Raw genomic sequence first — 14,993 nt, 5'->3', positions numbered from 1 at the left:
CAAGCCCCTCCTACAAATCAGCTCTATGAGCTGATTTGCGCAACGTAGTCGAGCAGGTAGGCGCGGAAGTCGTCCTTGAGTTCGGGGTGTTTGAGGGCGTATTCGACGGTGGCCTGCAGATAGCCGAGTTTGCTGCCGCAATCGTAACGCTTGCCTTTGAAGGCATAGGCGAGGACCTGTTCGTCCTTTAGCAGCTCGGCGATGGCGTCGGTCAGCTGGATTTCGCCGCCGGCGCCTTTTGGCGTCTTTTCCAGCAGTTCGAAAATGTGCGGGGTCAGGATATAACGCCCGACCACGGCCAGGTTGGAGGGGGCCTTGTCGGGCGCGGGTTTTTCGACAATTTCCTCGACGCGGGAGAAGCGATCTTCCAGCGCGCTGGATTTGATCACGCCGTATTTGAAGGTCTCCTCAACAGGAACCTCTTCCACACCCAGGATGCTGCTGCCGTAACGGCTGTACTGTTCCACCATCTGTTGCAGACAGGTTTTGTCGCCGCCGTCGATGAGATCGTCGGCCAGAATCACGGCGAAGGGATCGTTGCCCACTACCGGCCGGGCACACAATACGGCATGGCCCAGGCCGAGTGCTTCGGCCTGACGCAGGTAAATGCAGCTGACATGGTCCGGGACGATGTTGCGGACGATTTCGAGCAGCTTGGTTTTGCCCTTCTCTTCCAGTTCATTTTCCAGCTCGTAAGCTTTATCAAAATGATCGGGAATCGCCTGTTTGCTGCGCCCGTTGATAAAGATCATCTGCTCACAGCCGGCGGAGATCGCCTCTTCGACCGCGTACTGCACCAGCGGCTTGTCAACCACCGGCAACATCTCCTTGGGACTGGCTTTGGTCGCCGGCAGAAAACGGGTACCGAGACCGGCAACGGGAAAAACGGCTTTTTTGATGGGTTTCATTCGTACTCTATACCTTGGATTTATCCAGTGTGTACGATAGCAAAGACGCCATCACTCGGGCAACTATACAATAAAGCGAAGTTGGCGGCCTTCAGTTGGCAGTTGGCAGTTGGCAGCGGAATTTTGAATTATGAATGTTGAATTCACAGCCCATCATCCGGACCGATGGCAGCAGTGCAGGTCAGGTTGCGCATCGCGCTACCTGACAATCAACTGCCAGCTGCGAACTGCAAACTTTTTTATAATAAAAAAAGCGCAACCGGATGGTTGCGCTTTTGGTGTCAGGAGGACAGGTTATAAACGTCAAGGTTTACTTTTTGTGACCGAGTTTGGCCTGTTTGGAGGCCAGCTTGAGATCGGCTTCGTTCCTGGCGAGGATGCCCGGTCCGATGCCCTGGACCTCCATCAGATCCTCGACCTTTTTGAACGGGCCGTGTTGCTTGCGGTATTCGACGATCGCTGCCGCTTTCTTTTGCCCAACGCCATTGATATTGGCAGCCAATTCAGCGGCGTTGGCCGTATTGATGTTCACCGGCCCGGCAAAGGCGACACCGGCGAACAACATGCTCAGGGTAAAGATCAGGGTTTGGATCAGTTTTTTCATGATGAGACTCCTTTCTCTTGTATTGGATGTCGTCCTGACGGGAATAAGTATTGCCACAACGGCGGCCGGAATCAAGCCGCGGCGTGTCAGAATTTTCGGAAAGATGTGTAGGAAAAAGACTACAAAGCAATTTTGAATGTTGAATTTTAAATGTTTAATTTTGGTGTGGCATAGCCACGCTGGAATTTAACATTCAAAATTAAAAATTCATCATTAATCACTTTTTCTGCCAACTGCCAACTGAAGACTATGTTCTATCTCTTCCAGCGCCTGCATGGGATCGTCGGCCCGGGTGATGGGTCGGCCGATGACGAGGTGGGTGCTGCCGGCGGTCATGGCGTCGGCCGGGGTCATGATACGGGTCTGATCGCCGCTGGCGCTGCCGGCGGGCCGGATGCCGGGGGTGACCAGCTGAAAACCGGCGGGGAGTTGCCGACGCAGGCTGCTGAGTTCCTGCGGGGAGCAGACCACGCCATCCAGGCCGCTTTGTGCGGCCAGCGCGGCCAGTTTTTCGACATTATCGCCGGGCTCGCCGGACAACCCGATTTCATGCAGATCGTCGGCTCCCATGCTGGTCAAAATGGTTACACCGATTAATAAAGGTTTGTTGGCGGAACGGGCAACCGCCTCGCGGGCGGCCTGCATCATTTTCGACCCGCCCAGGGTGTGCACGTTGATCATCCACACGCCCAGTTCTGCCGCGGCGGCGCAGGCCCGGGCGACGGTATTGGGAATATCGTGGAATTTGAGATCCAGAAATACCTCAAAATCGCGCCGGACCAGTTCGCGGACCAGCTGCGGTCCCTCGGCGGTGAACAGTTCCTTGCCGACTTTCAGACGGCAGCGTTCGGGCGAGACCTTGTCGACAAACGCCAGTGCCTCGCGCGCATTGGCGTAATCGAGTGCCACAATCACCGGTGATGTACACGTCACCTTACTCTCCTTCTACCCCGTGAATCGGTCTGATGGTATTCCAGTGTTTGCAACTGGGACATTGCCAGTGCAGGGATTTGCCGCTGAAGCCGCAGTGCTGGCAGATGTACACCGATTTGTTGGTGAGGATCTGATCGGTGACTTCCTTGAGTACATTGAGTTTATCCCGCACGGATTCGCTGGCCTGGCCCATATTGAGTTCAATCAGACGATCCATGCCGCGCACCGACGGGCGCTGTTTGAGAAAGCCGGTAATAAATTCCGTCGCCGCCTGTTCACCGTCACGCTCCTCGATCAAATCCGCCAGCATCAGCATGCAGGAAATCCCCGCATATTTATCCAGCAGGGATTTAAAATAGTCGATGGCCTCATCTTTACGTTGCAGCGCCTTGTAACACTCGAACATCGGCTGGATGACTTCAGGCAGATACTCGGGATCCTGCTGCTCGATACGCTGATAGGCTTTGAGCGCGGCTTTGTAATTCCCGGCGCTGCGTTCGATATCGCCCTCCATGATGCTGGCACGGACACACTGGCGATCCTCGCTCATGGCGCGGCGTAACAGTTTCAGTGCCCGGGAAGGTTCACCCTGGCGCAGGGCCTGCTCGGCCTGTTCGCAGTAGAAGTGGGCCACCATGTACGCCAGATTGAGTCCGGCGGTCTGCTCCAATCGTTGTGCGGCCTTGACTGCATCGCCCCAGTCCTTCTCCTGCTGATAAATTTCCACCAGATGTCGCAGGGCCGCTTCGGAATGGGGGGCGCTGTCGACCAGTTCGCCGAACAGGGATTCGGCGCGATCCAGCAAACCGGCACGCATGTAATCCTGGCCCAGTTCGAACAGTGCCAGGGCGCGCTGGGATTTATTGAGGGTCGGGCGGGCGATCAGGTTTTGATGAATGCGAATGGCACGATCGACTTCACCGCGACGGCGAAACAGGCTGCCCAGGGCCAGATGGGTTTCCACGGTTTCACTGTTGACATCCAGCATCTGGATAAAGAGGTCAATGGCCTTGTCCTGCTGTTCATTGAGGATGTAATTCAGGCCCTTGATATAGTCACTCGGCAGCTCCATGCCACTATCGTCATAGCGCGCGATCCGGCCACGCCGTCCCAGCCACCAGCCGGACAGCGCTGCCACCGGCAGCAATAAAAAGAGGATCTCAATACCCATCAATGATCGTCGCGCAACGGAATCGAACGCAGATTGTTGATTTCTTTTTCGGACATGTCCACCGCCTTGCGCAGACGGGCGATCTCCCGTTTGTGGCGCAGAATTACACCGGCACTGGCCAGCACGCCCAGGATCGCCCCGATAATCATGGCCACCAGCATGGACAACGAGAGGGGAATGGAGAGCGTGTCAAAATAGTAATTGAAAGCCACCGGTTCGGCATTGAGCACGGCAAATACCAGCCCGGTGATTACCAGCAGCACAATGACGGCAATGTAGATTATTTTCAGCATCACGTATCCTCAATCTTCCCGATTCTTTGACAGGCACCAGCCCGTAGCCCAGCATGCAGGCCCGATATAGCGTAGTGGCTGTACCCCTTTTCCCGAATCGCGGCTGCGAGCCGCTCCTACAAATCCAGACCGGGTATGCCCCTTCTCCCGAATCGCGGCTGCAAGCCGCTCCTACAAATCCAGCGGGTAGGCCCGATATAGCGTAGCGGTATCGGGCAACTTCTCCCGAATCGCGGCTGCAAGCCGCTCCTACAAATCCAGCTACTAGATACTAGCAACTAGAAACTAGCGCCTAGATACTAAAAAAGGCGGCAGGAGCCACGCTCATGCCGCCTTTGGTGTTATAGCCAACACGGAATAACAGTTCAACCGGGCTGGATTTCAACCCGTTCCATGCTCTCGTTGACCCGCTCGCGCAGCTCCTTGCCGGGCTTGAAGTGCGGGACATATTTGGCTGCCAGTTCGACCGAATCCCCGGTTTTGGGATTGCGGCCGATACGCGGCGGCCGGTAATGCAACGAGAAGCTGCCAAAGCCACGGATTTCAATCCTTTCGCCATTCGCCAGTGTGGTCCCCATGTGATCCAACATGGTTTTCACGGCCAACTCAACATCCTTATAAGCTAATTGACTTTGTTTCTGCGAGAGAATCTCAATCAACTCTGATTTTGTCATAATCCGTCCTTCAGGCCAGGCTGACAGCCCTCCCGGTTGTGGCGTTATTCGTTATTGTCCATCTTTTCCTTGAGCAGATCACCCAGGGTGGTGGTGGCACCGCTGCTACTGCCGCTGTAATCTTTCATAGCCTCTTTTTCGGCATCTGAATCGATGGCTTTAATCGACAGCGAGATTTGACGGTTCTTGCGATCCACGCCGGTGAACTTGGTTTCCACGGTTTCGCCTTCCTTGAGAACGCTACGGGCGTCTTCAACGCGGTCCTGGGAAATTTCCGAGGCGCGCAGGTAACCTTCGATGCCGTCACCCAGATCGATCACCGCACCCTTGGGATCCACTTCGCCGATGGTGCCCTTGACCACACTGCCCTTGGCATTTTCGGCCAGGAAGTTGGAGAAGGGATCCTTGTCGAGCTGTTTGATACCCAGGGAGATGCGTTCGCGCTCCGGATCCACGGAGAGAACCACCGCTTCGATTTCATCGCCCTTCTTGTAGTTGCGCACGGCATCTTCGCCCGGCACGTTCCAGGAGATGTCGGACAGATGGACCAGACCGTCGATACCGCCGTCCAGGCCGATAAAGATACCGAAATCGGTAATGGACTTGATGGTACCGCTGACCTTGTCGTTCTTGTTGTGCATGGCGGCAAAGGCTTCCCAGGGATTTTCCTGGCACTGTTTCATGCCCAGGGAAATACGCCGGCGCTCTTCGTCGATATCCAGCACCATGACTTCGACTTCGTCACCCAGCTGCACGACCTTGCTCGGGTGGATGTTCTTGTTGGTCCAGTCCATTTCGGAGACATGCACCAGGCCTTCGACGCCCTCTTCGAGTTCAACGAAGCAGCCGTAGTCGGCGATGTTGGTGATCTTGCCGAACAGGCGGGTCCCTTCGGGATAACGGCGTGAAATGTCCACCCACGGATCGTCGCCCATCTGTTTCAGGCCCAGGGAAACGCGCATGCGTTCGCGATCGAACTTGAGAACCTTGACTTCGATCTCATCGCCGACCTGGACGATTTCGCTCGGGTGCTTGACCCGCTTCCAGGCCATGTCGGTGATGTGCAACAGGCCGTCAACACCGCCCAGATCGACGAATGCGCCGTAATCGGTCAGGTTCTTGACCACGCCCTTGACCATGGCGCCTTCCTGCATGTTTTCCAGAATGGCATCGCGTTCGGCGCCGCCTTCTTCCTCGACCACGGCACGACGGGAGACCACCACGTTGTTACGACGCTGATCCAGCTTGATAACCTTGAATTCGAGATCCTTGCCTTCGAGATAGCTGGTGTCGCGCACCGGGCGCACATCGACCAGCGAACCGGGCAGGAAAGCGCGGATGTGATCCAGTTCGACGGTAAACCCGCCTTTGACCTTGTCGGTGATCATACCGGTCACAGTCTCGCCGGCTTCATGAGCGGCTTCGAGTTTCGTCCAGGTTTCGGCGCGTTTGGCTTTCTCGCGCGACAGACGGGTTTCACCAAAACCGTCTTCCACGCTGTCCAGGGCCACTTCGACGTTGTCGCCGATGTTGACCTCGAGTTCACCGTCTTCACCGGCAAACTGGGAAAGGGGGATGACACCTTCGGATTTGAGTCCGGCATTGACCACCACGAAATCGTCACTAATATCGACGACGGTGCCGGTAATGATTGCGCCGGGGCGCATCTGGGTCTTGTTTAGACTTTCTTCAAATAACTCTGCAAAGCTCTCGCTCATGTTGGATTTAACCTCAGGTCACCGCGTGACCTTGTATCGTGCAGTCGAGACTGCGGGGTTGATTAAACACACAGGCGGCACCCGACGGGTCCGCCCACTTTGATTACCGACCGTTGACGCCAAACCGTTCTCGACACCGGTCCAGCACCTGCCCGACCACCTCATCAATGCCCAGTGCGGAGGTGTCCAGCACCAGGGCATCGGCGGCCGGTTTCAGTGGCGAGGACTGGCGTTCGGTATCACGCGCATCACGCTCGGCGATCTCCCGGAGGAGGCCGGCAACACTAGCACTTATTCCCTTTTCTTTCAACTGTTTATAACGCCGTTCGGCGCGCACTTCGGCGCTGGCGGTGAGGTAGATCTTGAGCCCGGCGTCGGGGAACACGGTGGTGCCCATGTCCCGCCCGTCGGCCACCAGGCCGGGAGGCTGGCGAAAGTCGCGCTGGCGCTGCAGCAGGGCCTCGCGCACCGCCCCCAGCGCGGCCACTTTGGAGGCGTCGTTGCCGCACTGTTCGGTGCGGATGGCGTCGCCGACCGCCTCGCCGTCCAGTTTGGCCAGCACCTCGCCGCTGTCCGGCTGCACCTCGAAGGCAACATCCATTTGGGAAGCATAGTCCGCCAGGGCCGCCTCGTCTTCCATGGGAATCCCCCGCCGGGCGGCGCCCAGGGCGACCAGGCGATACAGCGCCCCGCTGTCGAGCAGATGCCAGCCCAGGGTGCGCGCCACCCGGCTGGCGATGGTGCCCTTGCCCGAACCGCTGGGCCCGTCCAGGGTCAGTACCGGTACCTCGCTCATGCCCCGCCCTCCTGGCTGATGGCCAGACCGGCGCCGGCGGCCAGCTCGACAAAGCCGGGGAATGAAGTGGCCACGTTGGCGCAATCGCGAATCGTAATCGGCCCGCCGGCGCGCAGCGCCGCCATGGCAAAGGCCATGGCGATGCGGTGATCGCCGTGACTGTCGACGCTGCCGGTGCCCAGCGTGCCGCCGCAAAGACGCATACCGTCTTCGGTCGGCTCGGCGTCGATCCCCAGCGCCTGCAGGCCGTCGGCCATCACCTGGATGCGATCGCTCTCCTTGACCCGTAATTCGCGGGCCCCGGTCAGCACCGTTTCGCCCTCGGCGCAGGCGGCGGCGATAAACAGGGCCGGAAACTCGTCGATGGCCAGCGGCACCTGCACCTCGGGGATCGGGATCCCTTTTAACGGAGCACTGCGCACCCGGATGTCGGCCACCGGCTCGCCGCCGACGCGCTGTTCATTGTGCAGGCTGATGTCCGCGCCCATCTGCTGCAAAATCGTGATCACCCCGAGCCGGGTGGGGTTGATCCCCACGTGCTCGAGGGTGATATCCGAGTCCGGGGCGATGCTGGCGCCGACCATAAAAAAGGCTGCCGAGGAGATGTCCGCCGGCACGTCGATATCCCGGGCAACCAGATTGCCGCCGCCGGCGAGGCAGGCGGTCGCCCCCGCGTGCCGGACCGGATAGCCGAAGCCTTCCAGCATGCGTTCGGTGTGATCCCGGGTCGGTGCCGGCTCGCTGATGCAGGTTTCGCCGTCGGCGTACAGCCCGGCCAGCAGCAAACAGGATTTGACCTGGGCGCTGGCCACCGGCATGGCGTAGTGAATGCCCCGCAACGGTTGCCCGCCGTGGATTGTCAACGGCGGGGTCCCGGCCTCGCTGGTGTCGATGCGCGCGCCCATCTCCCCCAGCGGATCGGTGACCCGTTTCATCGGCCGTTTGCTCAGCGAGGCATCGCCGCTCAGCGTGCTGTCGAAGGCCTGGGCCGCCAGCAGGCCGGCCAGCAGGCGCATGGAGGTGCCGGAATTGCCCAGATCCAGCGGCGCGGCCGGCGGCTTGAGACCGTGCAGTCCCACGCCCCGAATCACGACCTCTCCGTCATCGGGCCCGTCGATCTCGACCCCCATGGCGCGAAAGGCGTTGAGCGTGGCCAGATTATCGGCCCCCGACAGAAAACCGCTGACCCGGGTGGTGCCGTCCGCCAGGGCGCCGAGCATGATGCTGCGGTGGGAGATCGACTTGTCGCCGGGCACGCGAAATTGGCCGCTCAGTTTGCCGCCCGGCGCGACGGTAAACCGTACCGGTGAATCACTCTGGGTCATGGAAATGAGCTCGCAATCCTGAATTATTTGTTACAAAACGCATCCCGCGCCTGTTTGGCACGTTCAAAAGTCTGTTTAATGGTGTCGCTGTCCGCCTGCTCGATGGCCCGGGTAAGCTGTTCCAGATCGCTGATAAAGCGCTGCAAGGCCTTGACCAGGGGCTCACGGTTGGCCGCGCAGATGTCATGCCACATTTGCGGATCACTGGAGGCGATGCGGGTGAAGTCGCGAAAACCGCCGGCAGCATAATCGAAGATCTCCCGGCTGTCATCCTGACGCGCGAGACTGTCGACCAGCGTGTAGGCCAGCACATGGGGCAGATGGCTGGTCGCCGCCAGCACCGCGTCGTGATGGGCCACGTCCATGGTCATCACCTGTGCGCCACAGGCCTCCCAGAGCTGACCCACGGTGGTCACCGCCGCCGGATCGGTGGCCGGGTCGGGGGTAAGGATCACCCGGCGTTGATCGAACAGCTCGGCGAACGAAGCCTCCACCCCGCTCTGCTCGGTGCCGGCGATGGGATGGCCGGGCACAAAGCGCGCCGGCAGACCGTTGAAAATCTGCCCGGCGTCGGCGATCACGCTGCCCTTGGCGCTGCCGACATCAGTAATAACCGTGTTCGGGGACAGGCTCGGGGCAATCTGTTCGAGCACCGTGCGCATCGCGCCCAGCGGCACGGCCAGCACCACTACGTCCGCCCCGGCACAGGCTCTGGCCAGATCGGTCTCGATGCGATCGACCACCCCCAGCTTGCGTGCAATTTCCAGCTGCTCGGCATTGCGCCCGGCGCCGACGAGGGTGGTCACGGCATTGGCCCGGCGCAGCGCGCGTGCCAATGAGCCGCCGATGAGGCCGACGCCGATGACGGTCAGTTGATTGATCGCGGGTTTGCTCATCCGCCTGCCTGCAGAATCTCGCCCAGGGCCGCGATACAGCGCTGGTTCTCTTTCTCGCTGCCGATCGAAATGCGCAGATGTTCCGGCAGCTCGTAATTGGCGACCGGGCGCACGATGATCCCCCGGCGCAATAACTGTTCGTTGATCTCCGCGGCCGGTCCGACCCGCACGGTGACAAAATTGCCCGCCGAGGGAATGTAATCGAGTCCCAGCCGATCGAAGGCCTGATAGTACTGTTGCAATCCCCGGGCATTGAGCGCGACGCCACGTTGCAGATGGGCGCTATCGGTCAGGGCCGCGCTCGCCGCCGCCAGCGCCAGATGGTTCACATTAAACGGCTGACGCACCCGGTTAAGATAATCGGCCACCTCGGGATGGGAGACAGCATAGCCGATCCTCAGCCCGGCCAGGCCGTAGGCCTTGGAGAAGGTACGGGTCACGATCAGGTTGGAAAACTTCGACAGCCATTGCAGGCCATCGGGATATTGCGCCAGTCCCATCACCGGATCGGAAGCATATTCAAAATAGGCCTCGTCCAGTACCACCAGCACATGCGGCGGAATCTGTTCTAAAAAATCCTGTAATGCCTGTTTCGAAAGCCAGGTGCCGGTCGGGTTATTCGGGTTGGCGATAAAAATCAGTCGCGTGCGCCCGGTAATCGCCTCGCGCATCGCATCGAGATCATGCCCCCGGGCTCTGGCCGGCGTCACCACCGCTCTGGCACCGATAGCGCGGGTTACCAGCGGATAGACGGCAAAGGCGTGTTGCGAAAAAATAACTTCATTGTCCGGCGTCACAAAAGCCCGGGCGATCAGTTCCAGCACATCGTTGGAACCGTTGCCCAGCGTAATCTGCCCCGGTTCGAGATCGAAACGCTTGCACAAGGCCTGCTTGAGAACAAAACCGTTACCGTCCGGATAGCGACTCAGCTCGCCAAGGCGCCCGTAGATCGCTTTTAACACATCCGGCGACGGCCCCAGCGGATTTTCATTGGAGGCCAGCTTGATAACGTCATCCAGACCGTATTCGCGCTCCAGCTCCTCGATCGGCTTGCCCGGCTGATACGGCGTCAGCTGACGGACACCCGGGGCAGCCAGCTCGGAAATATCGACTTTTTCTGCTAATCGTGTCATAGGGTTTTAACTCAAAAAATCTCTGCATTGTTTGGCTGCCCAGGTGCCAGATACTAGGTACTAGGCCCGAAGGGTCTTGTGGGAGGCGATTGAAGCACATGGAAGTGCAAACACCCAAAACACTCGCCTTGCTCGCGGGGTGGGCTCTGTCGCGCTAGGCATGGATGCCGTAAGCGACCCATCGGCGACGGTCGTGCCCCTGCTCCCGAGTCGCGGCTGCAAGCCCCTCCTACAAACCTCGCTCTGGTAGGAGGCGATTCCATCGGCGACGATCGTGCCCCTGCTCCCGAGTCGCGGCTGTAAGCCCCTCCTACAAACCTCGCTCTGGTAGGAGGCGATTCCATCGGCGACGGCCGTGCCCCTGCTCCCCAGTCGCGGCTGCAAGCCCCTCCTACAAACCTCGCTCTGGTAGGAGGCGATTCCATCGGCGACGGTCGTGCCCCTGCTCTCGAGTCGCGGCTGCAAGCCCCTCCTACAAACCTCGCTCTGGTAGGAGGCGATTCCATCGGCGACGGCCGTGCCCCTGCTCCCCAGTCGCGGCTGCAAGCCCCTCCTACAAACCTCGCTCTGGTAGGAGGCGATTCCATCGGCGACGGCCGTGCCCCTGCTCTCGAGTCGCGGCTGCAAGCCCCTCCTACAACCCCCTCTTGTGGGAGGCGATTGAAGCACATGGAAGTGCAAACACCCAAAACACTCGCCTTGCTCGCGGGGTGGGCTCTGTCGCGCTAGGCATGGATGCCGTAAGCGACCCATCGGCGACGGCCGTGCCCCTGCTCCCCAGTCGCGGCTGCAAGCCCCTCCTACAAACCTCGCTCTGGTAGGAGGCGACCCATCGGCGACGGTCGTGCCCCTGCTCTCGAGTCGCGGCTGTAAGCCCCTCCTACAACGAACAGTTCTTAGTTCTTAGTTCTTAGTTCTTAGTTCTTAGCACTAAAAAGTCTGCCAACTGCCAACTGCCAACTGCCAACTTTAATTTATAATACCGCCCGCGGATAGGACCCGAGGATCTTGACCATGCTGGCGGTCTGTTCGAGTTCGTCGATGGCCTGTCGGACGTTGTCGCTGTCGATATGGCCTTCGATATCGATAAAGAAGGCGTAATTCCACATGCCCTGATGCGAAGGTCGTGACTCGATGCGCGACATGGAGATGTTATGTTTGGCAAAGGGCGCAAGCATGGTGTACAGGGCACCCGGCCTGTTGCGGGTGTAGACCAGCATCGAGGTCTTGTCGTTGCCACTGAGCGGTGTCTCGCGTTTGCCGACTACCAGGAAGCGGGTGGTGTTCTCCGGATGGTCCTCGATATTTTTCGCCAGATAGCCGAGCGCATAAATATCCGCGGCACTCTCGCCGGCAATGGCCGCTGACTCCGGATCAGTACTGGCCAGGCGGGCCGCTTCGGCGTTGCTGCTGACATCGATCTGCTGCACTTGCGACAGATGCATATCCAGCCATTTGCGGCATTGGGCCAGCGATTGCCGGTGCGAGTAAACCTTGTGAATGTTGCGGATGTCCGGATTTTTACTCAGCAGATGGTGGTGAATGCGTAACTCTACCTCACCGCAGATCGACAATGACGAGCTCATGAATTCGTCGAGCGTATGATTGATGACACCCTCGGTGGAGTTTTCCACCGGCACCACACCATAGGAGGCGTTGCCCGACTCCACTTCGCGAAACACATCGCCGATGGTGCCCAGCGGCAGGGTCTGCACCGAATGACCGAAATGCTTCAGCGCCGCCGCCTGGGTGAAGGTCCCCTCCGGACCGAGAAAGGCGATGTTCATGATCCGCTCCAGGGCCAGGCAGGCGGACATGATCTCGCGGAACAGCCGCGCCATCTCCTCGTTGCTCAACGGGCCCTGGTTGCGTTGCATGACACCGCGCAGCACCTCGGCCTCGCGCTCGGCGCGATAGAAGACCTCCTCCCCTTCCGCCTGCTTGGTGCGCGCCACCTCCTCGGCGAGGCGGGCCCGCTCGGTGATCAATGCCTGGAGCTGTTCGTCCAGTTCATCGATCCGTTGACGCAGGGATTGAAGGTCGTCGCTCAAGTTCCGCTCCCGGGTGTCAGTCGATCAGACGCACTTTTAACACGCCACCGATACCACATAACTGCTCGTACATTGCTTCATCCACATTACCGTCGATGTCGATCAGATTATAGGCGAGGTTGCCGCGTGATTTGTTGATCATGTCAACGATATTCAGATTCTGCTTGGCCAGCGCGCCCGTAATCTGCCCGACCATGTTCGGTTCGTTGCGGTTGACGATCGCGATGCGCTCACCTTCGGTGCGTTCCATATAGACTTCCGGAAAGTTGACCGAATTGCGGATGTTGCCGTGCTCCAGATAATCGCGCACCTGCTCGGCCACCATGATCGCACAGTTCTCTTCCGCCTCGGCGGTGGAGGCACCCAGATGCGGCAGGGTGATGACCCGTTCGTGGTTTTTTAACAGATTACTCGGGAAGTCACAGACATAAGCGTAAACCTTGCCGGCCTTGATCGCGGCACTGACCGCTTCGTCATCGATAATACCGTTACGCGCAAAGTTAAGAATCACCACGCCATCGCGCATCATCTTGAGCCGGTCGGCATTGATCATATTGCGCGTCGCATCGATCAGCGGCACATGGAAGCTGATGAAATCCACTTTGGAGACCAGCTCATCCATGCTGCCGGCTTTTTCCACTTCCGAGGACAACTGCCAGGCGCCTTCCACGGTAATACCCGGATCGAAGCCGACCACGCGCATGCCCAGTTGCAGCGCCATGTTGGCCACGTTGCGGCCGATGGCGCCCAGCCCAACCACGCCGAGCGTCCGTCCGGGCAACTCGAAACCGCCGAAGTTCTTCTTGCCGGCTTCCACCGCCTTGTTAATCTCGGCATCGGAACCTTCCACCGAGCGGGCAAAATCCCAGGCCGGTCCGATATTGCGACACCCCATCAGCATGCCGGCCAGCACCAGCTCTTTTACCGCGTTGGCGTTGGCACCGGGGGCATTAAACACCGCGATACCCTGATCCGACATCTTGTCGACCGGAATGTTGTTCACTCCGGCGCCGGCGCGACCGATCGCCTTGAGGCTGTCGGGTATCTCCATCTCGTGCATCTTCGCCGAACGCACCAGGACCGCATCGGGATGACCGATCTCAGAGGCAATTTCATACTTGTCCCGCGGCAGTCGTTCCAGACCTGCGAGAGAGATATTATTTAACGTCAGAACCTTGTACATAATTATTCACTTTTCTTGCTATCGTAAATTTATCGCGGAGGACGCAGAGCCGCAGAGGCGCGGAGGAACAAAAATTTTTGAATTATTAATGTCAAATGATGAATGAGATGCGTCTTTTCAATTCAAATTCTAAAATTCAACATTAAAAATTGTATTTTTCCTCTGCGTCTCCGCGCCTCCGCGTTCTCTGCGTTATTAATCAGCCAACCATCTAGTAGTGATTATTAGCCATGTCGTTTTTCGAAGTCGGCCATGAACTCGACCAGGGTATCGACGCCGGCTTCGGGCATGGCGTTGTAGATGCTGGCGCGCATGCCGCCGACGGAGCGGTGGCCTTTCAGGCTGGTCATGCCCTGTTTGGCGACCTCTTCCAGGAACGTCTTATCCAGGTCCGGGTTGGCCAGGGTGAACGGTACGTTCATCCACGAGCGGCAATCGGGTCGAACCGGATTGGTGTAAAATTCGGACGTATCGATCGCCTGATACAGTTTATCCGCCTTGCGCTTGTTGATCTCGGCCATGCCTTGCAGACCGCCCTTCTCCTTGAGCCATTCAAAGACCAGGCCGGCCAGATACCAGCCGTAGGTGGGCGGGGTATTGGCCATGGAGTCGGCTTCGGCGTGGACCTGATAGTCGAACATGGCCGGCGTCTTGTCGAGGGGCTGACCGATCAGATCCTTGCGCACGATGACCACGGTCAATCCGGCCGGACCGATGTTCTTCTGCGCGCCGGCGTAGATCACGCCATACTTCGATACATCAATCGGGCGCGACAGGATGGTGGACGACATGTCCGCCACCAGCGGGACATCGCCGGTATCGGGGATATAGTTGAATTCGACACCGCCGATCGTTTCGTTCGGCGTGTAATGCACATAGGCGGCATCGGCACTGACCTGCCACTCGTCCTGTGCCGGGGCGCTGCTGAAGCCGTCGTCCTCGGTGGTCGCCGCGACGTTCACGTCACAGAATTTTTTCGCTTCACTGATCGCTTTTTTCGACCAGGCACCGGTGTTGATGTAATCGGCTTTGGTTTTGTCGCGCAACAGATTCATCGGCACCATGGCAAACTGACTGCTGGCGCCGCCCTGTAAAAACAGAATCTCGTAATTGTCCGGCACCGCCATCAACTCGCGCAGATCCGCGGTGGCTTTTTCGGCGATGGACATGAATTCCTTGCCGCGATGGCTCATTTCCATCACCGACATACCGCTGCCCTGCCAGTCGAGCATCTCCTCGCGAGCGCGCTCCAGAACTTCCTGGGGCAGCATCGCCGGACCGGCGCTGAAATTAAATACACGTGACATA

Annotated in this window: 14 protein-coding genes; all 14 read right to left on the bottom strand. The window is 58.8% G+C overall.

All coding sequences use genetic code 11. The annotated features are described in order from the left end of the window. Positions 1-23: 23 nt before the first annotated feature. Entirely contained in the window at positions 24-908 is an 885-nt protein-coding gene (galU, locus tag U5J94_RS10325) for a UTP--glucose-1-phosphate uridylyltransferase GalU (protein WP_322565564.1), read from the bottom strand. Between the two features lie 310 nt (positions 909-1,218). Next, on the bottom strand, positions 1,219-1,512 hold the full coding sequence (locus U5J94_RS10320; RefSeq protein WP_322565563.1) for a ComEA family DNA-binding protein: 294 nt from the start codon (positions 1,510-1,512) through the stop codon (positions 1,219-1,221). A 213-nt stretch (positions 1,513-1,725) separates the two neighbouring features. Next, positions 1,726-2,445, bottom strand: coding sequence for an orotidine-5'-phosphate decarboxylase (pyrF, locus tag U5J94_RS10315; protein ID WP_322565562.1), 720 nt, complete (start codon positions 2,443-2,445; stop codon positions 1,726-1,728). Between the two features lies 1 nt (position 2,446). Beyond that, the gene (gene lapB / locus U5J94_RS10310) at positions 2,447-3,616 is read right to left on the bottom strand and encodes a lipopolysaccharide assembly protein LapB (RefSeq protein ID WP_322565561.1); all 1,170 of its coding nucleotides are present in this window, start codon (positions 3,614-3,616) and stop codon (positions 2,447-2,449) included. Continuing rightward, positions 3,616-3,909 (bottom strand): LapA family protein, encoded by a 294-nt coding sequence (locus U5J94_RS10305; protein WP_322565560.1) that lies wholly within the window; start codon positions 3,907-3,909, stop codon positions 3,616-3,618. Before U5J94_RS10305 ends, lapB begins: the two co-directional genes overlap by 1 nt. Before the next feature lie 365 nt (positions 3,910-4,274). Further along, entirely contained in the window at positions 4,275-4,583 is a 309-nt protein-coding gene (locus U5J94_RS10300; protein ID WP_134081809.1) for an integration host factor subunit beta, read from the bottom strand. Positions 4,584-4,627: 44 nt separating this feature from the next. Next, entirely contained in the window at positions 4,628-6,301 is a 1,674-nt protein-coding gene (gene rpsA / locus U5J94_RS10295) for a 30S ribosomal protein S1 (RefSeq protein ID WP_322565559.1), read from the bottom strand. 103 nt (positions 6,302-6,404) lie between these two features. Further along, complete coding sequence (gene cmk / locus U5J94_RS10290) at positions 6,405-7,097, bottom strand: (d)CMP kinase (protein WP_322565558.1); 693 nt, start codon at positions 7,095-7,097, stop codon at positions 6,405-6,407. Beyond that, a complete protein-coding gene (gene aroA / locus U5J94_RS10285) occupies positions 7,094-8,422 on the bottom strand; it encodes a 3-phosphoshikimate 1-carboxyvinyltransferase (RefSeq protein ID WP_322565557.1) in 1,329 nt (442 codons plus the stop codon). The genes cmk and aroA overlap by 4 nt, the downstream gene beginning before the upstream one ends. Before the next feature lie 23 nt (positions 8,423-8,445). After that, positions 8,446-9,318 carry a prephenate dehydrogenase gene (locus U5J94_RS10280; RefSeq protein ID WP_322565556.1) on the bottom strand — a complete coding sequence of 291 codons (873 nt, stop codon included), beginning with the start codon at positions 9,316-9,318 and terminating at the stop codon, positions 8,446-8,448. After that, positions 9,315-10,451, bottom strand: a complete 1,137-nt coding sequence (hisC, locus tag U5J94_RS10275) for a histidinol-phosphate transaminase (RefSeq protein ID WP_322565555.1) — start codon at positions 10,449-10,451, stop codon at positions 9,315-9,317. The genes U5J94_RS10280 and hisC overlap by 4 nt, the downstream gene beginning before the upstream one ends. Positions 10,452-11,425: 974 nt before the next feature. Further along, the gene (pheA, locus tag U5J94_RS10270) at positions 11,426-12,502 is read right to left on the bottom strand and encodes a prephenate dehydratase (RefSeq protein WP_322565554.1); all 1,077 of its coding nucleotides are present in this window, start codon (positions 12,500-12,502) and stop codon (positions 11,426-11,428) included. 16 nt (positions 12,503-12,518) lie between these two features. Next, a complete protein-coding gene (locus tag U5J94_RS10265; protein WP_322565553.1) occupies positions 12,519-13,685 on the bottom strand; it encodes a phosphoglycerate dehydrogenase in 1,167 nt (388 codons plus the stop codon). Positions 13,686-13,909: 224 nt separating this feature from the next. Next, positions 13,910-14,992, bottom strand: a complete 1,083-nt coding sequence (gene serC / locus U5J94_RS10260) for a 3-phosphoserine/phosphohydroxythreonine transaminase (RefSeq protein WP_322565552.1) — start codon at positions 14,990-14,992, stop codon at positions 13,910-13,912. Position 14,993 lies beyond the last annotated feature (1 nt).

The organism is Thiohalophilus sp. (assembly GCF_034522235.1).
GTDB lineage: Bacteria > Pseudomonadota > Gammaproteobacteria > UBA6429 > Thiohalophilaceae > Thiohalophilus.
Note: the sequence above shows the minus strand (reverse complement) of the source record. Positions and strands in the feature narration are given on the sequence as shown.